At 45.4% G+C, this 13,948-nt stretch carries 11 protein-coding genes; 1 reads left to right on the top strand and 10 read right to left on the bottom strand.

What is annotated here, in order from left to right; all coding sequences use genetic code 11:
* Nucleotides 1-90 precede the first annotated feature (90 nt).
* Together mutT and secA are read right to left on the bottom strand one after the other, a co-directional pair.
* Nucleotides 91-489, bottom strand: coding sequence for an 8-oxo-dGTP diphosphatase MutT (gene mutT / locus MTR11_RS02965; RefSeq protein WP_005396433.1), 399 nt, complete (start codon nt 487-489; stop codon nt 91-93).
* 166 nt (nt 490-655) lie between these two features.
* Entirely contained in the window at nt 656-3,385 is a 2,730-nt protein-coding gene (secA, locus tag MTR11_RS02960) for a preprotein translocase subunit SecA (RefSeq protein ID WP_005396435.1), read from the bottom strand.
* 408 nt (nt 3,386-3,793) lie between these two features.
* On the opposite strand from secA, the gene MTR11_RS02955 reads away from it, so the two are divergent.
* Nucleotides 3,794-4,252 (top strand): DUF721 domain-containing protein, encoded by a 459-nt coding sequence (locus MTR11_RS02955; RefSeq protein WP_012842148.1) that lies wholly within the window; start codon nt 3,794-3,796, stop codon nt 4,250-4,252.
* 113 nt (nt 4,253-4,365) lie between these two features.
* Here the strand turns inward: MTR11_RS02955 and lpxC are convergent, their stop codons facing one another.
* The 8 genes from lpxC to murD all read right to left on the bottom strand — a co-directional run bounded on the left by lpxC (nt 4,366) and on the right by murD (nt 13,946).
* Nucleotides 4,366-5,283 carry a UDP-3-O-acyl-N-acetylglucosamine deacetylase gene (lpxC, locus tag MTR11_RS02950; RefSeq protein WP_005381871.1) on the bottom strand — a complete coding sequence of 306 codons (918 nt, stop codon included), beginning with the start codon at nt 5,281-5,283 and terminating at the stop codon, nt 4,366-4,368.
* A 101-nt stretch (nt 5,284-5,384) separates the two neighbouring features.
* The gene (gene ftsZ / locus MTR11_RS02945) at nt 5,385-6,623 is read right to left on the bottom strand and encodes a cell division protein FtsZ (protein ID WP_012842149.1); all 1,239 of its coding nucleotides are present in this window, start codon (nt 6,621-6,623) and stop codon (nt 5,385-5,387) included.
* 30 nt (nt 6,624-6,653) lie between these two features.
* The gene (gene ftsA / locus MTR11_RS02940) at nt 6,654-7,916 is read right to left on the bottom strand and encodes a cell division protein FtsA (protein WP_012842150.1); all 1,263 of its coding nucleotides are present in this window, start codon (nt 7,914-7,916) and stop codon (nt 6,654-6,656) included.
* Complete coding sequence (locus MTR11_RS02935) at nt 7,909-8,691, bottom strand: cell division protein FtsQ/DivIB (RefSeq protein ID WP_012842151.1); 783 nt, start codon at nt 8,689-8,691, stop codon at nt 7,909-7,911. Before MTR11_RS02935 ends, ftsA begins: the two co-directional genes overlap by 8 nt.
* A gap of 192 nt (nt 8,692-8,883) precedes the next feature.
* Nucleotides 8,884-10,341, bottom strand: a complete 1,458-nt coding sequence (gene murC, locus MTR11_RS02930; RefSeq protein ID WP_182019249.1) for a UDP-N-acetylmuramate--L-alanine ligase — start codon at nt 10,339-10,341, stop codon at nt 8,884-8,886.
* Nucleotides 10,342-10,363: 22 nt separating this feature from the next.
* Complete coding sequence (gene murG / locus MTR11_RS02925) at nt 10,364-11,431, bottom strand: undecaprenyldiphospho-muramoylpentapeptide beta-N-acetylglucosaminyltransferase (protein WP_243326992.1); 1,068 nt, start codon at nt 11,429-11,431, stop codon at nt 10,364-10,366.
* A complete protein-coding gene (gene ftsW, locus MTR11_RS02920; protein ID WP_005396444.1) occupies nt 11,418-12,614 on the bottom strand; it encodes a cell division protein FtsW in 1,197 nt (398 codons plus the stop codon). The genes murG and ftsW overlap by 14 nt, the downstream gene beginning before the upstream one ends.
* Nucleotides 12,615-12,632: 18 nt before the next feature.
* Entirely contained in the window at nt 12,633-13,946 is a 1,314-nt protein-coding gene (gene murD, locus MTR11_RS02915; protein WP_243326991.1) for a UDP-N-acetylmuramoyl-L-alanine--D-glutamate ligase, read from the bottom strand.
* Between the last annotated feature and the right edge of the window lie 2 nt (nt 13,947-13,948).

Raw genomic sequence — 13,948 nt, 5'->3', positions numbered from 1 at the left:
GGATAACGAGGTTTGCTCTCGTTCTCTCGTTTTGCTTAATCTGTTTAAACTAACAACATACTATGGTTACCACAAGCAAGTTCATCGAGCTTAAGCAAACTCTTTTACAACACGCTCCAAGATAGGTACGTTCGCTTCAGGAAAGGTATAGTCGCCCAATTCGCTGATTTCAACCCAGCATCCTTCTTGACCTTCTCGACCGTAAGGCTCATTACTGAATTGAGATACTGTAATAAAATCAAACTTGAGTGATTTGTCTGGATAGTCGTATTCCAAATGTTCAAAAGGGGCTTGCTCAATAACTTCAATTCCTACTTCTTCTTCGAGTTCTCTTGTAATAGCAAGCTCAATGCTTTCTCCCGGCTCGACTTTGCCACCCGGAAACTCCCAAAACCCGCCTTTGTGCTTATCATCAGGACGCTTTGTAATAAAGATCTTTGATTTGTCTTGGTTAAAAATAATTGCCGCGACTATGTGAATTCTTTTCATGGGGATTCCTAACTCTCAAGACCGTTGTACTTTTCTATTGTGACAACGAGCTTCTACACCTCAAAAACTTGCTGACCTATCAAACTTATGGAATTTGATAGCCAAAGAATTTATTTAAAAAAAGAGTCGCCTAAGCGACTCTTTGAGAAATAATCTGACTAACAGATTAGTCGATTTTGCCGTGGCACTGTTTGTACTTCTTGCCACTGCCACAAGGGCAAGGTTCATTACGACCTACTTTACGTTCATCACGTACCATTGGTTGATTTGAACCTTCTTCAGATTCTTCGCCTTCAGAAAGCGGATTTTGTGCTGCAGCGTGTTGCGCTTGTGCACGACGAGCGGCTTCTTCAGCTTGCGCACGACGCTGTTCTTCCATACGTTCAACTTCTTCTTGTTGCTGAACGCGAACACGAGATAGAACAGTAATAACGTCTGTTTTCAGCGCTTCTAGTAGGCCCTCAAACAGTTCAAACGACTCACGCTTGTATTCTTGTTTTGGGTTCTTCTGTGCGTAACCGCGTAAATGGATACCTTGACGCAAGTGATCCATCGCAGCCAAATGCTCTTTCCAAAGCGTATCCAGAGTCTGAAGCATGACCGATTTTTCGAAGTTGCGAAGCACTTGTGCACCCACTACTTCCTCTTTCTCTTTGTACACTTCAACGGCTAGGTTGATGATCTTTTCACGTAATGCTTCTTCGTAAAGCTTGTCGTCTTCTTCAAGCCATTGTTTCACTGGCGCATCAAGATCGAAGTCCGCTTTCAAGCGCTCTTGTAGACCTTCAACATCCCACATATCTTCTAGTGACTGTGGTGGAATGTACTCATCAATAACCGCTGTTAGCACATCTTCACGGTTTTGCTCGATCATGCCGCTGATGTCTTCAACGTTCATTAACTCGTCACGCAGTTCGTAGACAACCTTACGTTGATCGTTCGCTACATCATCGTATTCAAGCAGCTGCTTACGGATATCAAAGTTACGACCTTCCACTTTGCGCTGTGCTTTTTCAATTGAGCGAGAAAGCATTTTCGATTCAATAGCTTCACCTTCTTCCATACCACTTTGAATAAGGCTCGCCATACGATCAGAAGTGAAAATACGTAGCAAAGAGTCTTCCATAGATAGGTAGAAGCGCGATGAACCCGCATCACCTTGACGACCAGAACGACCACGTAGCTGGTTATCAATACGGCGAGATTCGTGTCGCTCAGTACCAATGATATGTAGACCACCAGCTTCTAGCACTTGGTCATGCACCACTTTCCACTCTGCTTTAATCGCATCGATTTGCTCTTGAGTTGGGTTCTCTAAAGCTTCAACTTTTGATTGCCAGCTACCGCCAAGCACAATGTCCGTACCACGACCGGCCATGTTGGTCGCGATAGTTACCGCACCAGGCATACCCGCTTCAGCAACAATTTCCGCTTCTTTCTCATGGAATTTCGCGTTCAATACGTTGTGTTTGATCTTAGCCTTCTTCAATGCGTTAGAAAGAAGTTCTGACTTTTCAATCGACACAGTACCAACAAGCGTTGGCTGCCCTTTGGCAACACGCTCTTTAATATCTTCAATGATTGCCGCAAACTTCTCTGCTTCAGTACGGTAAACCACATCTGGCATATCGTTACGAATCATCGGCTTGTTGGTTGGGATAACCACCGTTTCCAAACCATAGATAGACTGGAATTCGAACGCTTCAGTATCCGCTGTACCTGTCATACCTGACAGTTTTTCGTATAAACGGAAGTAGTTCTGGAAGGTAATAGAAGCCAAAGTTTGGTTTTCGTTTTGGATCTTAACGCCTTCTTTCGCTTCTACTGCTTGGTGAAGACCTTCAGACCAACGACGACCTGGCATTGTACGACCAGTGTGTTCATCAACGATGACCACTTCGCCTTCATCAGTAACGATGTAATCAACGTTACGCTCGAATAACACATGAGCACGCAAAGCAGCATTCACGTGATGCAACATGCTGATGTTAGCCGGAGAGTAAAGTGTATCACCTTCCTCCATCAGACCGTTTTTCACCAACAGTTCTTCAACGTATTCTTGACCCGTTTCAGTTAGGTATACTTGCTTTGATTTTTCATCAACAGTGTAGTGACCATCACCACGATATTCTTCAGAGTCTTCTTTATCTTGCTTTTTCAGATGCGGGATCAAAAGGTTGATTCGAGTGTATAGCTCAGAGCTATCTTCAGCAGGACCAGAAATGATCAAAGGAGTACGAGCTTCATCAATTAGGATTGAGTCCACCTCATCGACAACTGCAAAGAAGCGATCACGCTGTACACGGTCTTCGCTACGGAAAGCCATATTGTCACGAAGGTAGTCAAAACCAAATTCATTGTTGGTTCCGTATAGAATGTCAGCTTGGTACGCTTCTTTTTTCTCTTGAGGAGGCATGTTTGGCACGTTTACGCCAACGGTCATACCTAAAAATTCAAATAGAGGGCGGTTCGTCTCAGCATCACGTTTAGCTAGATAATCGTTCACTGTTACGATGTGAACGCCTTTACCAGCAAGAGCATTTAAGTAAGCTGGAAGCGTTGCAGTCAGCGTTTTACCTTCACCTGTACGCATCTCCGCAATTTGACCCGCATTTAGAACCATACCACCGATAAGCTGAACGTCGAAGTGACGCATGCCGTAGACACGCTTAGATGCTTCACGAACCGTAGCAAAAGCTTCAGGAAGTAGTTTATCAAGAGTTTCACCTTTCTCTAGGCGCTCACGGAACTCAACCGTCTTTGCTTTTAACTCTTCATCACTTAGAGCTTCGAATGTTGGCTCGTAGTTATTAATTTCTTTTACAATTTTTCTAAGGCGGCGCAGTGTTCGGTCGTTGCGACTGCCAATCACTTTTGTCAGTAGCTTAGTTATCATTTTTCGTGAATCTCTCTTTAATCAGACCGTTCCCGATCTACTCATAATGCCTTCAGTCTCTGCCAGTTTGGAACTAAGAATACTGAGATAAATCATTTATCAAAGATATTGAGTTCAAACATCCATATTTCAAGGCTAAGTTTCGAAACAATGTGGCTTAGTGTAAGGATTTTTCATCGATACAACCATAAATAGACGTATTTGTTTGAAGCACTCTGAAGTTTTTACTTAAAGTGGTGACTGATTAGACGATATTGCATACCACAATATGTGTAATCTATTCAGAGCAGACTTTGCTTTTTACCTTGCTACATTGTAAAACTGAAGCGAAAGACGTTAATGTAAACTATACCTTGATAGAAAGCTGCTCTAGAATAGCTGATATCTCAACAAAATTAGATTTTACCTATGCGTGATCACCGTCCAACCTCGACTGAAGATGTTATTGCTGAATCACAGTTCAAGCAGATTCAAGAACATGCTGGAGAAATCTTACAGCTTAACCAAGCTTTGCAAGAGATCTTACCCACTGGGACGGCCGATCATTGCCGGGTGGCGAATGTTCGTAACGGCCACCTATTGATCGATGTTTCTAGTGCCGCGATCAAAATGAAGATCGATTACGATCGCCTCATGATCCTAAATAAACTTCGTACTCAAGGCTTTGCCAAACTGATGAGCGTTGAAGTGAGGATCAATCCATCATTATACAGAAATCGTTTCGAACAAGACGACAGACCTAAACGTCCACCATTAACAGAATCTGCAGCAAAGTCATTGATGACGATTGCCGACATGGCACCGCCTAAAATTCAAGAGCGTTTAAAGCGATTGGCCGATATGGCAGAAAAGAAAGACCGTAAGTGATCGTTATTTCAATATGCTGAAAAGCTCGAATGCTATTAATAAGCCCAAGATTAAAGCCAAATAGCAAAAAACCAGGCATAAGCCTGGTTTTTATTAATTTTAATGCCGAGTATTTACGCAAGCACCATATTTGGTTCAGCGAATGCTACTGGTGAGCCGACTTCTTCTTCGAATGTAGTCCACTCCCACGCTTCCTGATCAGCAAGAACTGCTCGCAGAAGTTGGTTGTTCAAACCGTGACCCGATTTAAAGGCGCGAAATTCACCGATGATTGGGTGACCACACATGTAAAGATCACCAATCGCATCCAACACTTTGTGAGTCACAAACTCATTTTCAAAGCGTAGACCTTCTTCGTTAAGAATACGGTAATCATCCAATACGATAGCATTGTCGAAACTACCACCCAATACTAGGTTTTGAGATTGTAGATATTCGATATCACGCATAAAGCCAAACGTACGTGCACGAGAAATTTCACGAACGAAGCCTTTTGAAGAGAAATCAAACAGCAAGCGCTGTTCGTCTGACTCAATAGCAGGGTGATTAAATTCAATTTCGAAGTCCATGCGGAAGCCGTTAAATGGTACAAACTCTGCCCATTTATCGCCATCTTCAAAACGAACTGGCTTTTTAATACGGATGAAACGTTTTGGCGCATTTTGCGTTTCGATACCTGCTTGTTGTAGCAAGTATACAAATGGGCTAGCACTACCATCCATAATTGGAATTTCAGGTGCGTCTACTTCGACAACAATGTTGTCGATGCCCATACCAGCAAGTGCCGCATTCAAGTGCTCTACAGTTGAAATACGCACACCTTCGTCGTTTACCAAAGCAGTACATAGCATGGTGTCACGAACAGAAGCTGGATCAGCTGGAAAATCTACAGGTGGGTTTACATCTGTACGACGGTAAATGATACCTGTATTTGCAGCAGCCGGGCGCAGAGTAAGCGTGACTTTACGACCAGAGTGGAGGCCCACACCAGTTGTTTTCACTATTTCTTTCAGAGTACGTTGTCTGATCATCTGCTTGCCTCTCAAAAATTTGCTACAAAACACGGCCGTCTGTAACGTCGACCGTGAATGCTACCATAATTTTGAGCCATGTCAAATTTATGGATTAAAGATTAATCAGCCTGACGACGCAAAAATGCCGGGATATCTAAATAACCACTTTCCTTCTCTTGCTTCGGAGCCGCAGAGCTTTGGCTCGACGATGCTGGAGAAGAAGAAACTGTATTTGTAGGCTGAGGAGTTACCTGTGGCTTCTCTTGCACTTGATTATTTTGCAAGGTTTGTGCCGGTTTCTCTTCAGCTTGCGTTGCCGCCGCTTGCTGTTGTGGTTGAGCCTGCGGCGTCGGAGCCACTTTCGCTTTACCACCCGCAACTAGCGTGATATCTGGTTTTTTCTCATTGCCAATACCTGTCGCTACAACTGTTACGCGGATTTCGTCCGTCATATCTGGGTCTAGAGAAGTACCGATAACAACAGTTGCATTGTCAGAAGCAAATGCTTTCACTGTATTACCAACCGTCTCAAACTCGTCAAGACGCATATCCAGACCTGCAGTAATATTGACAAGAACACCACGAGCGCCCGCTAGATCGATGTCTTCCAGAAGTGGGCTAGAAATTGCCATTTCAGCCGCTTCTTCAGCACGATCTTCGCCTTTAGCAATACCGCTGCCCATCATCGCGTGACCCATTTCAGACATTACTGTTCTTACGTCCGCAAAGTCGACGTTGATCATGCCAGGGCGAGTAATTAGCTCTGCAATGCCTTGAACTGCGTTCTTAAGAACGTCGTTCGCACTTGCAAAAGCTTCTAGTAGCGTGACACCACGGCCAAGTACTTTAAGCAGCTTTTCGTTTGGAATCGTAATCAAAGAGTCAACGTGCTTAGACAGCTCATCGATACCTTGCTCAGCGAACGCCAAACGCTTTTTGCCTTCAAAGCTGAACGGTTTTGTCACTACCGCGACAGTTAGAATGCCAAGCTCTTTAGCTACTTCAGCAATAACCGGTGCTGCACCAGTACCTGTACCGCCACCCATACCAGCTGCGATAAACACCATATCGGCGCCAGTTAGGGAATCTTTAATTCTATCTCTGTCTTCGAGAGCTGCGTCACGGCCAACCTGTGGATTAGCACCTGCACCCAGACCTTTGGTGATATCGCCACCGATCTGAATAACATTGCCAACGCTTGTCTTACGAAGTGCTTGCGCATCAGTGTTGACGCTGATGAATTCCACACCTTCGATGGATTCACGCACCATGTGTTCAACGGCGTTACCACCGCCGCCACCAACCCCAACGACCTTGATTACTGCATCGTCAGACATTTCCATCATCGGTTCAAACATGTGTTGTCTCCGTTTATCCTGCAACTCAGGTTAAAACTCTTTTTGTATCCAGTTACGCAATTTATCGAAAAAGCCAGTAACAGATGAGCGTTTAGGTTCATTATAATCGCTATCGTCGCTAGACTGCATGTCTCTTGCGTAATGAAGTAATCCAACTGCCGTAGAATGGTACGGCTCTTTTACATAGTCAGTTAATCCGCTGACTTCGAGCGGTTTGCCGACCCTTACTTGATTGCGGAATACGCGTTCCGCACATTCTATCACTCCGTCCATTTGCGCAGCACCGCCGGTGAGTACAACTCCCGCAGCTAGATGGTGCTTTATACCCTCTTCGCGCAATTTCGCTTGTACAGAGTCAATAGTTTGGTTAACCAGTCCCATAAGCTCAGAGTAGCGTGGCTCAATCACTTCTGACAACGTTTGACGTTGCAGACTACGTGATGGTCGCCCACCTACGCTTGGTACATTAACCGTGTCATCCTTACTGACCAGTTCACTCAAAGCACAGCCATATTTGACTTTTATTTCTTCAGCATCGCTCACTGGCGTACCAAAAGCAAAAGCAATATCGCTGGTTACAGCATTTCCTGCGTACGAAAATACTTCTGTGTGACGTAACGCACCGCCAGTCCAGATGGCCACATCCATCGTGCCGGCGCCAATATCCACCACACAAACTCCAAGCTCTCTTTCATCCTCGGTGATTACTGCATTACTTGCAGCAAGCCCAGAAAATACGAGTTGCTCTACTTTAAGGCCGCATCGTTCTACCGCCTTAATAATATTGCGTGCCATGTCATTATGGCATGAGATAAGGTGGACACTTACTTCCATTCTTACCCCAGATAAACCAAGCGGATTTTTGATTCCCTCTTGGTAATCAATGGTGAACTCTTGCGGAATCACATGAAGGATTCGCTGTTCATCACCGATTTTAATCGATTTTGCGGTATGGATAGCGCGATCCATGTCTTCTTGAGACACTTCTTCATCTGAAATCGTGCCCATACCTTTTTCAATTCGGCTTGCGATATGCTTACCAGACAACGAAATGAAGACTCGGCTGATCTGGCACTCGGCCATCAATTCAGCTTGATCAATTGCACGTTGTACTGATTTTACAACCGACTCCAAGTCATTCACGCCACCTTTATCCATGCCACGTGAAGGGCTACTACCTGCGCCAATAATATTAATTTGACCGTCTGGTAGAACCTCACCCACTAGAGCCGATACGGTTGCAGTGCCTATATCAAGACCAACAATAATGTTGTCATCAGCGGCCTTAGTCATCTGTACTCTCTTCTAACTCTTGTTCAGGAAACCAACCAACTGCGGCTCCTGTATCGTACCTAAGATCGATATAACTGATTCTTTGCGTGTCACTGCCAAGCTTGTTATAGAGCTTAAAAAATCGCTCTATACGCTCAAGAAGAGACTCTTTACCGAGCTCTAATCGAATACCGTTATCAAGGATGATTTGCCAAGCTCGTCGCTCGTTTAATACCAGAGACGATATCGCTAAACCCAATTGCTGAAACTTAGGACTCAAATCACGGTAAGTCTGTAAGACTTCTGGTCCGCTGTCTTTGGGTCCGTACAGTTTCACTTTTTCTTCTTGTAACAGAGCCACATCGCCATCAAAAACAAACCCGTTTTTATCTAACAGTTCGTTGCCATTCCAAATGGCTTCAGGTTGATGCTCTGTCAAAAAAACTTTTACTGTATCCGGCCACTGCTTTCGGATTGCGGCATGCGCCACCCACGGCAGAGCTTCGACACTTTGCTGTAATACATCAATATCCTGAGACATAAATGTACCGATGTGATCTATTCGACTAAATGCAGCCTGCACATCGTCAGCTTGGACATACTCCAGTTTTCCCTGAAGTACTATTTTGGAGAGAGGTAACCTTTGGTCATCCCACATCCAACTGATCGCCGAGTACAAAACAGAACTAATTAAGGTCACAACCACAACGAAAAATAACGCACCCAAGATTTTCTCTTGGCGACCACGGTTATTATCCGTGTTTGGTCGCTCGTCATTCAGTGCAATATTCAACAACGTCTTCGTTTCCTGACTTTTGTCGTGTACTTTTTACCCACATAATTACGCAGAGGTAAAAGTCTTGACTTTAACCTTGGGATTATACTGAGCTCTTGTAAACTATCAAACACTGATAGCAATAAATCACAATGATATTGACGCAAAATCGAGATCTGAGTCTTTATCTGTCCTTCGCGCCAACAATCTGTGTTAACCAAGCATCTTGTTTATATTTAATTCAAGACCAGCCAGTTGTTTCGCCACTTTACCAACATCACCCGCACCTTGCGTTAAGATTAGGTCGCCGTCTTGTATAACGTTAGCTAAAACTGAAGGTAATTGCTCGATTTCTGGAACAAAAATCGGATCTACCTTACCTCGGCTGCGAATTGTGCGACACAATGAACGTCCATCAGCTCCTGAAATTGGCTTTTCACCTGCGGCATAAACATCCAACATGATTAATACATCAACTTGCTCTAGAACATTCGCAAAGTCATCGTATAGATCACGAGTACGGCTATAACGGTGTGGTTGGAAAATCATAACGAGACGTTTATCTTGCCAACCGCTTCGCGCAGCATTAATGGTCACATCAACTTCTGTTGGGTGGTGTCCGTAATCATCCACTAACATGGCATGACCATTACCGGTATCAAACTCGCCAAGGTGATCAAAACGTCGTCCCGTGCCTTGCGTTCCGGCCATTGCTTTTAGAATTGCATCGTCTTCAATGTCATCTTCGGTAGCCACTGCAATCGCAGCCGACGCATTAAGTGCATTGTGACGACCTGGAATGTTCAGAGTGATATCTAGGTTGGCACGCCCTTTACGTACTACCGTAAATTTGCCTTGCTGACCTTCTTGACGATAGTTTTCAATGCGTACGTCAGCATCTGCGGAGAAGCCGTAAGTAATCACTTGACGACTAATACGTGGGATTAACTCTCGAACCACAGGATCATCAATACAAACAATAGCTTGGCCGTAGAACGGTAGATTGTGTAGAAAATCAATGAAGGTTTGCTTTAACGTTTCAAAGTCACCCCCATAAGTATCCATATGATCGGCTTCAATATTAGTGACGATACTTACCATTGGTTGCAGGTGCAGGAATGACGCGTCGCTCTCATCCGCCTCAGCAATTAGAATACGACTCGAGCCTAAACGAGCATTTGTACCTGCGCTTTTCACCAAGCCGCCGTTTACAAACGTTGGATCAAGGCCTGCTTCAGAATAGATTTGTGTCACGAGTGCCGTCGTCGTCGTTTTACCGTGCGTGCCCGCAACGGCAATACCATGACGGAAGCGCATCAACTCAGCGAGCATCTCAGCACGACGTACAATAGGGATACGTAACTCACGTGCCGCCATCACTTCTGGGTTTTCTTCGTTGATAGCGGTTGAAACCACAACCACACTGGCTTTTTCAACATTGCTAGCTTGGTGCCCGATAAATACCGTCGCACCTTTTGATACTAAACGCTCTGTCACAGGGTTTTCTGATAGGTCAGAACCCGTGATTTGATAGCCTTCATTCAACAGCACTTCTGCAATGCCGCTCATGCCCGCACCACCAATACCGATGAAGTGGATGGATTTCACGCGGCGCATCTCTGGCACCATGGCGCGAATCTGAGCTAAGTCTTGTGTATGTTGGATTGTCATCAATTCTATTCTCAATAATTCGTTAACGCTTTTCGGTCAAAGCGACAATGGCTTGTGCGACAACTCGGTCGGCATTCAATTTAGCAGCGCCACGCGCTTGCTCAGCCATCGTAAGTAAAGCTTGGCGATCCAATTGTTGGATCTGCTGAGTCAAAGACTCAACGGTTAAATCTGGTTGTTCAATCATTTTCGCTGCGCCGCATTCTACTAGATGATCGGCATTCAGTGCTTGTTGGCGATCTTTATGCATAAAAGGAATAAAGATCGCACCAACGCCAGCAGCAGAAACTTCAGAAACGGTTAACGCCCCTGAACGACAAGCTAAAAGGTCAGCCCATGCATAAGCCTCTGCTACGTCGTCAATGAACTCTGTGACTTCTGCATTTACCACACCATTAGCTTGGTATGCTGCGTTCACTTCTTCGGCGGAACCTTTGCCCGCTTGATGACGAATACAGTAATCACCGCCCAACTTTGCCATCACTTCTGGCAGAGTTTGGTTAAGAATGCGTGCACCTTGGCTACCGCCCATCACCAGAATACGAATTGGGCCTTGGCGATCTTGCATTCGCTCTGCAGGCGCTTCTAATCTTGTTAGGTCTTCACGAACTGGGTTACCGACTACCTCAGCATTAGGGAACGCGCCAGGAAAGGCCTGAAAGACTTTCTTAGCAATTTTTGATAGCCATTGATTTGTCAAACCCGCAACCGCGTTTTGTTCGTGCAGAACAACAGGAATACCGCTCAACCAAGCCGCAATACCACCGGGACCACTCACATAACCACCCATACCTAACACGGCATCGGGCTTCCAATGCTTCATGTGCGCCCGAGCTTGCATGATGGCATTAATAATTTGAAATGGAGCTGCAAGCAGACGCTTTACGCCTTGACCTCGTAACCCTTTCACTTTGATAAAATCGATTTCAATGCCATGTTTTGGCACCAAATCCGCTTCCATTCGATCCGCCGTGCCTAACCAACGGATCTCCCAGCCTTGCTCTTGCAGCTGTTTTGCTACAGCTAACCCTGGGAATACGTGACCGCCAGTACCACCAGCCATCACCATCAAACGTTTATTTTGTTTCATTAGTTTGTTGTTCTGATTGTTGTTGCTCGCGTTTCAAGCGGCATTCGTAATCGATACGCAGCAATATGGACACTGCGACGGACATAATAATCAGACTGGAACCACCATAACTGATTAGCGGGAGTGTTAAACCTTTGGTTGGTACGATACCGGCTGCAGCACCAACGTTAACCAAGGTCTGGAACGCAAACCAAATACCGATACCGAAAGCCAGATAACCGCCGAACATTTCGCCTTCTTCAAACGCACGCTTGCCTATGTAAACCGCTTTTAGCACTAAGCTAAAAATCAACATTAAGACCAACACAACGCCCACGAAACCAAGCTCTTCAGCAAGTACCGCAAACACAAAGTCGGTATGCGCTTCTGGTAGATATTCCAGTTTTTGAATTGAGTTACCGAGACCTTGACCGAACCATTCACCACGACCAAACGCCATCAAAGATTGAGTCAACTGATAGCCACTACCAAATGGGTCTTCCCACGGGTCAAGGAAGGAGGTTACTCGTCGCATACGATATGGCTCGACTAAAATCAAACCTACCACAGCGCCGATACCTGCCACCATCAACGCGAGAAACTGAGTCAGTTTTGCGCCTGCGATAAAAAGCATGCCAAACAGCGTGACCAACATTACGACGACCGTCCCCAAGTCTGGCTGACCAAGTAGCAATACTGCGAAGAAGGCAAACACCATGATTGGCTTCATAAAGCCACCAAAGAAGGTTTGTCGTACTTCGTCTTGCTTTCGAACTAAGTAACCAGACATGAAGATAAACAGCGATAGCTTCGCGACCTCTGCTGGCTGAAGGTTAAACAGCCCAAGGGGAATCCAACGAGACGCACCATTAACCGACTTACCCGCCAAGAGCACGATGATCAACAGTGCGAAAGAAGCCCAAAGTAAGTAGTGGCTTTTCTTAAACCACTCTTGCAAAGGCACTTGCAAAATAACAGCGGATGTCCCTAGCGCCAGCACAAGAAACGTCGCGTGACGAAACATAAAGTGAAACGGCTGTTCGGTTAATCGTGAGCTGATCGGAAATGATGCAGAGGTTACCATCACCAACCCCGTCAACATCAAACCCAGTGCAATCCACACTAGCTGACGATCAAACATCGCCTCCGGGGCTGGATGCTTGAGCCAATTGCCAATACTGCGTTTAACGTTACCTAAACCCACGAAGTGTGTAACCTTTAATTATGCATATTTCTGAGCAAGAGCAGCGAAGGCATCGCCTCTTGCCATAAAGTTGTCGAATTGATCAAAGCTAGCACATGCTGGAGACAGCATCACCATATCACCTGGTTTTAACTGCGAAGATACTTGTTGAATCACATCTTCCATGGTGTCGAAACGTATTGCAGATTCATGCAGTGGCATAAAGTCATCGCCATCAGCGCCAAAGCAGCACAGTTGCAAGTTAAGCGTCGCGAAGATCGGTTTTAATGGCGAGAAGTCAGCACCTTTGCCAACACCACCAACGAGCAAGTAGAGCTTACCTGTCGACTCCAAACCAGATAGCGCAGCCATAGTGCTCGCAATATTAGTTGCTTTAGAGTCATTCACCCATTTTACGCCTTGATTATCCGCAACCACCTGGCATCGGTGTGTCAGTCCTGTGTAATTTTTAAGTGCATTCAATGCGTTGTGATAGTTTACGTCCGCAGCTTTTAATAGCGCTAAAGCAACCAGAGCATTAGATAAGTTGTGCTTACCAACCAACTTAAGCTCATCACTTGCGACAACTCGTTGACCGTGATCGAGCAGCCAAGTACGGTTGCCATCCACCTCGAGACCAAAGTCCTGATTGTCGCTGCCAAATGTCACCAATGGCATCTCTGCGTCTGGGAAGGTTTCTTGATCATCACGGTTCACGACTGCAAGAGCAGCATGGTTAAAAATACGCAACTTAGCTTGTCGATAGTCAGACATGCCTTGATAACGATCCATATGATCTTCAGAAAGATTCAGAAACGCAGCGGCTTTGAGCTTTAAGCTTGACGTCGTTTCTAACTGGAAGCTCGAAAGTTCGAGTACATATAGGTCTGCGTCTTGTTCTAACAAATCCAGTGCAGGCACACCGATGTTACCACCAACACCAACATCCAAACCTGCAGCCTTAGCCATCACACCTGTGAGGTCGGTTACTGTGCTCTTACCGTTTGAGCCCGTAATCGCAATCACCGGTTTCTGCACCGCCCAAGCGAATAACTCGATATCACCTACTACTGCCGTACCTTTTGCTAATACGGCTTGGATCTCTGGTGTCGCTAGCGCAATACCAGGGTTGGTCACGATAAGATCCGCGTCAGAAAGCCAGTCTGTATTCCAACCACCACTATGCAGTTGAACACTTTCCGGCAAGCGCTCTGCACCTGGAGGGTTTACACGAGTATCAATGACTTTGACCACAAGTTGTGGCTGATTTTTTCTTAGGTGTTTAACGACAGAGAGCCCGGTAATACCGAGCCCTACGACGACAACACTATGTATGTTTTGCCAACGTTCCATAT

It is taken from the genome of Vibrio sp. CCB-PB317 (assembly GCF_022808245.1).
GTDB lineage: Bacteria > Pseudomonadota > Gammaproteobacteria > Enterobacterales > Vibrionaceae > Vibrio > Vibrio diabolicus.
The sequence above is the reverse complement of the archived record's forward strand: the minus strand, read 5'-3'. Positions and strand labels throughout refer to the sequence as shown.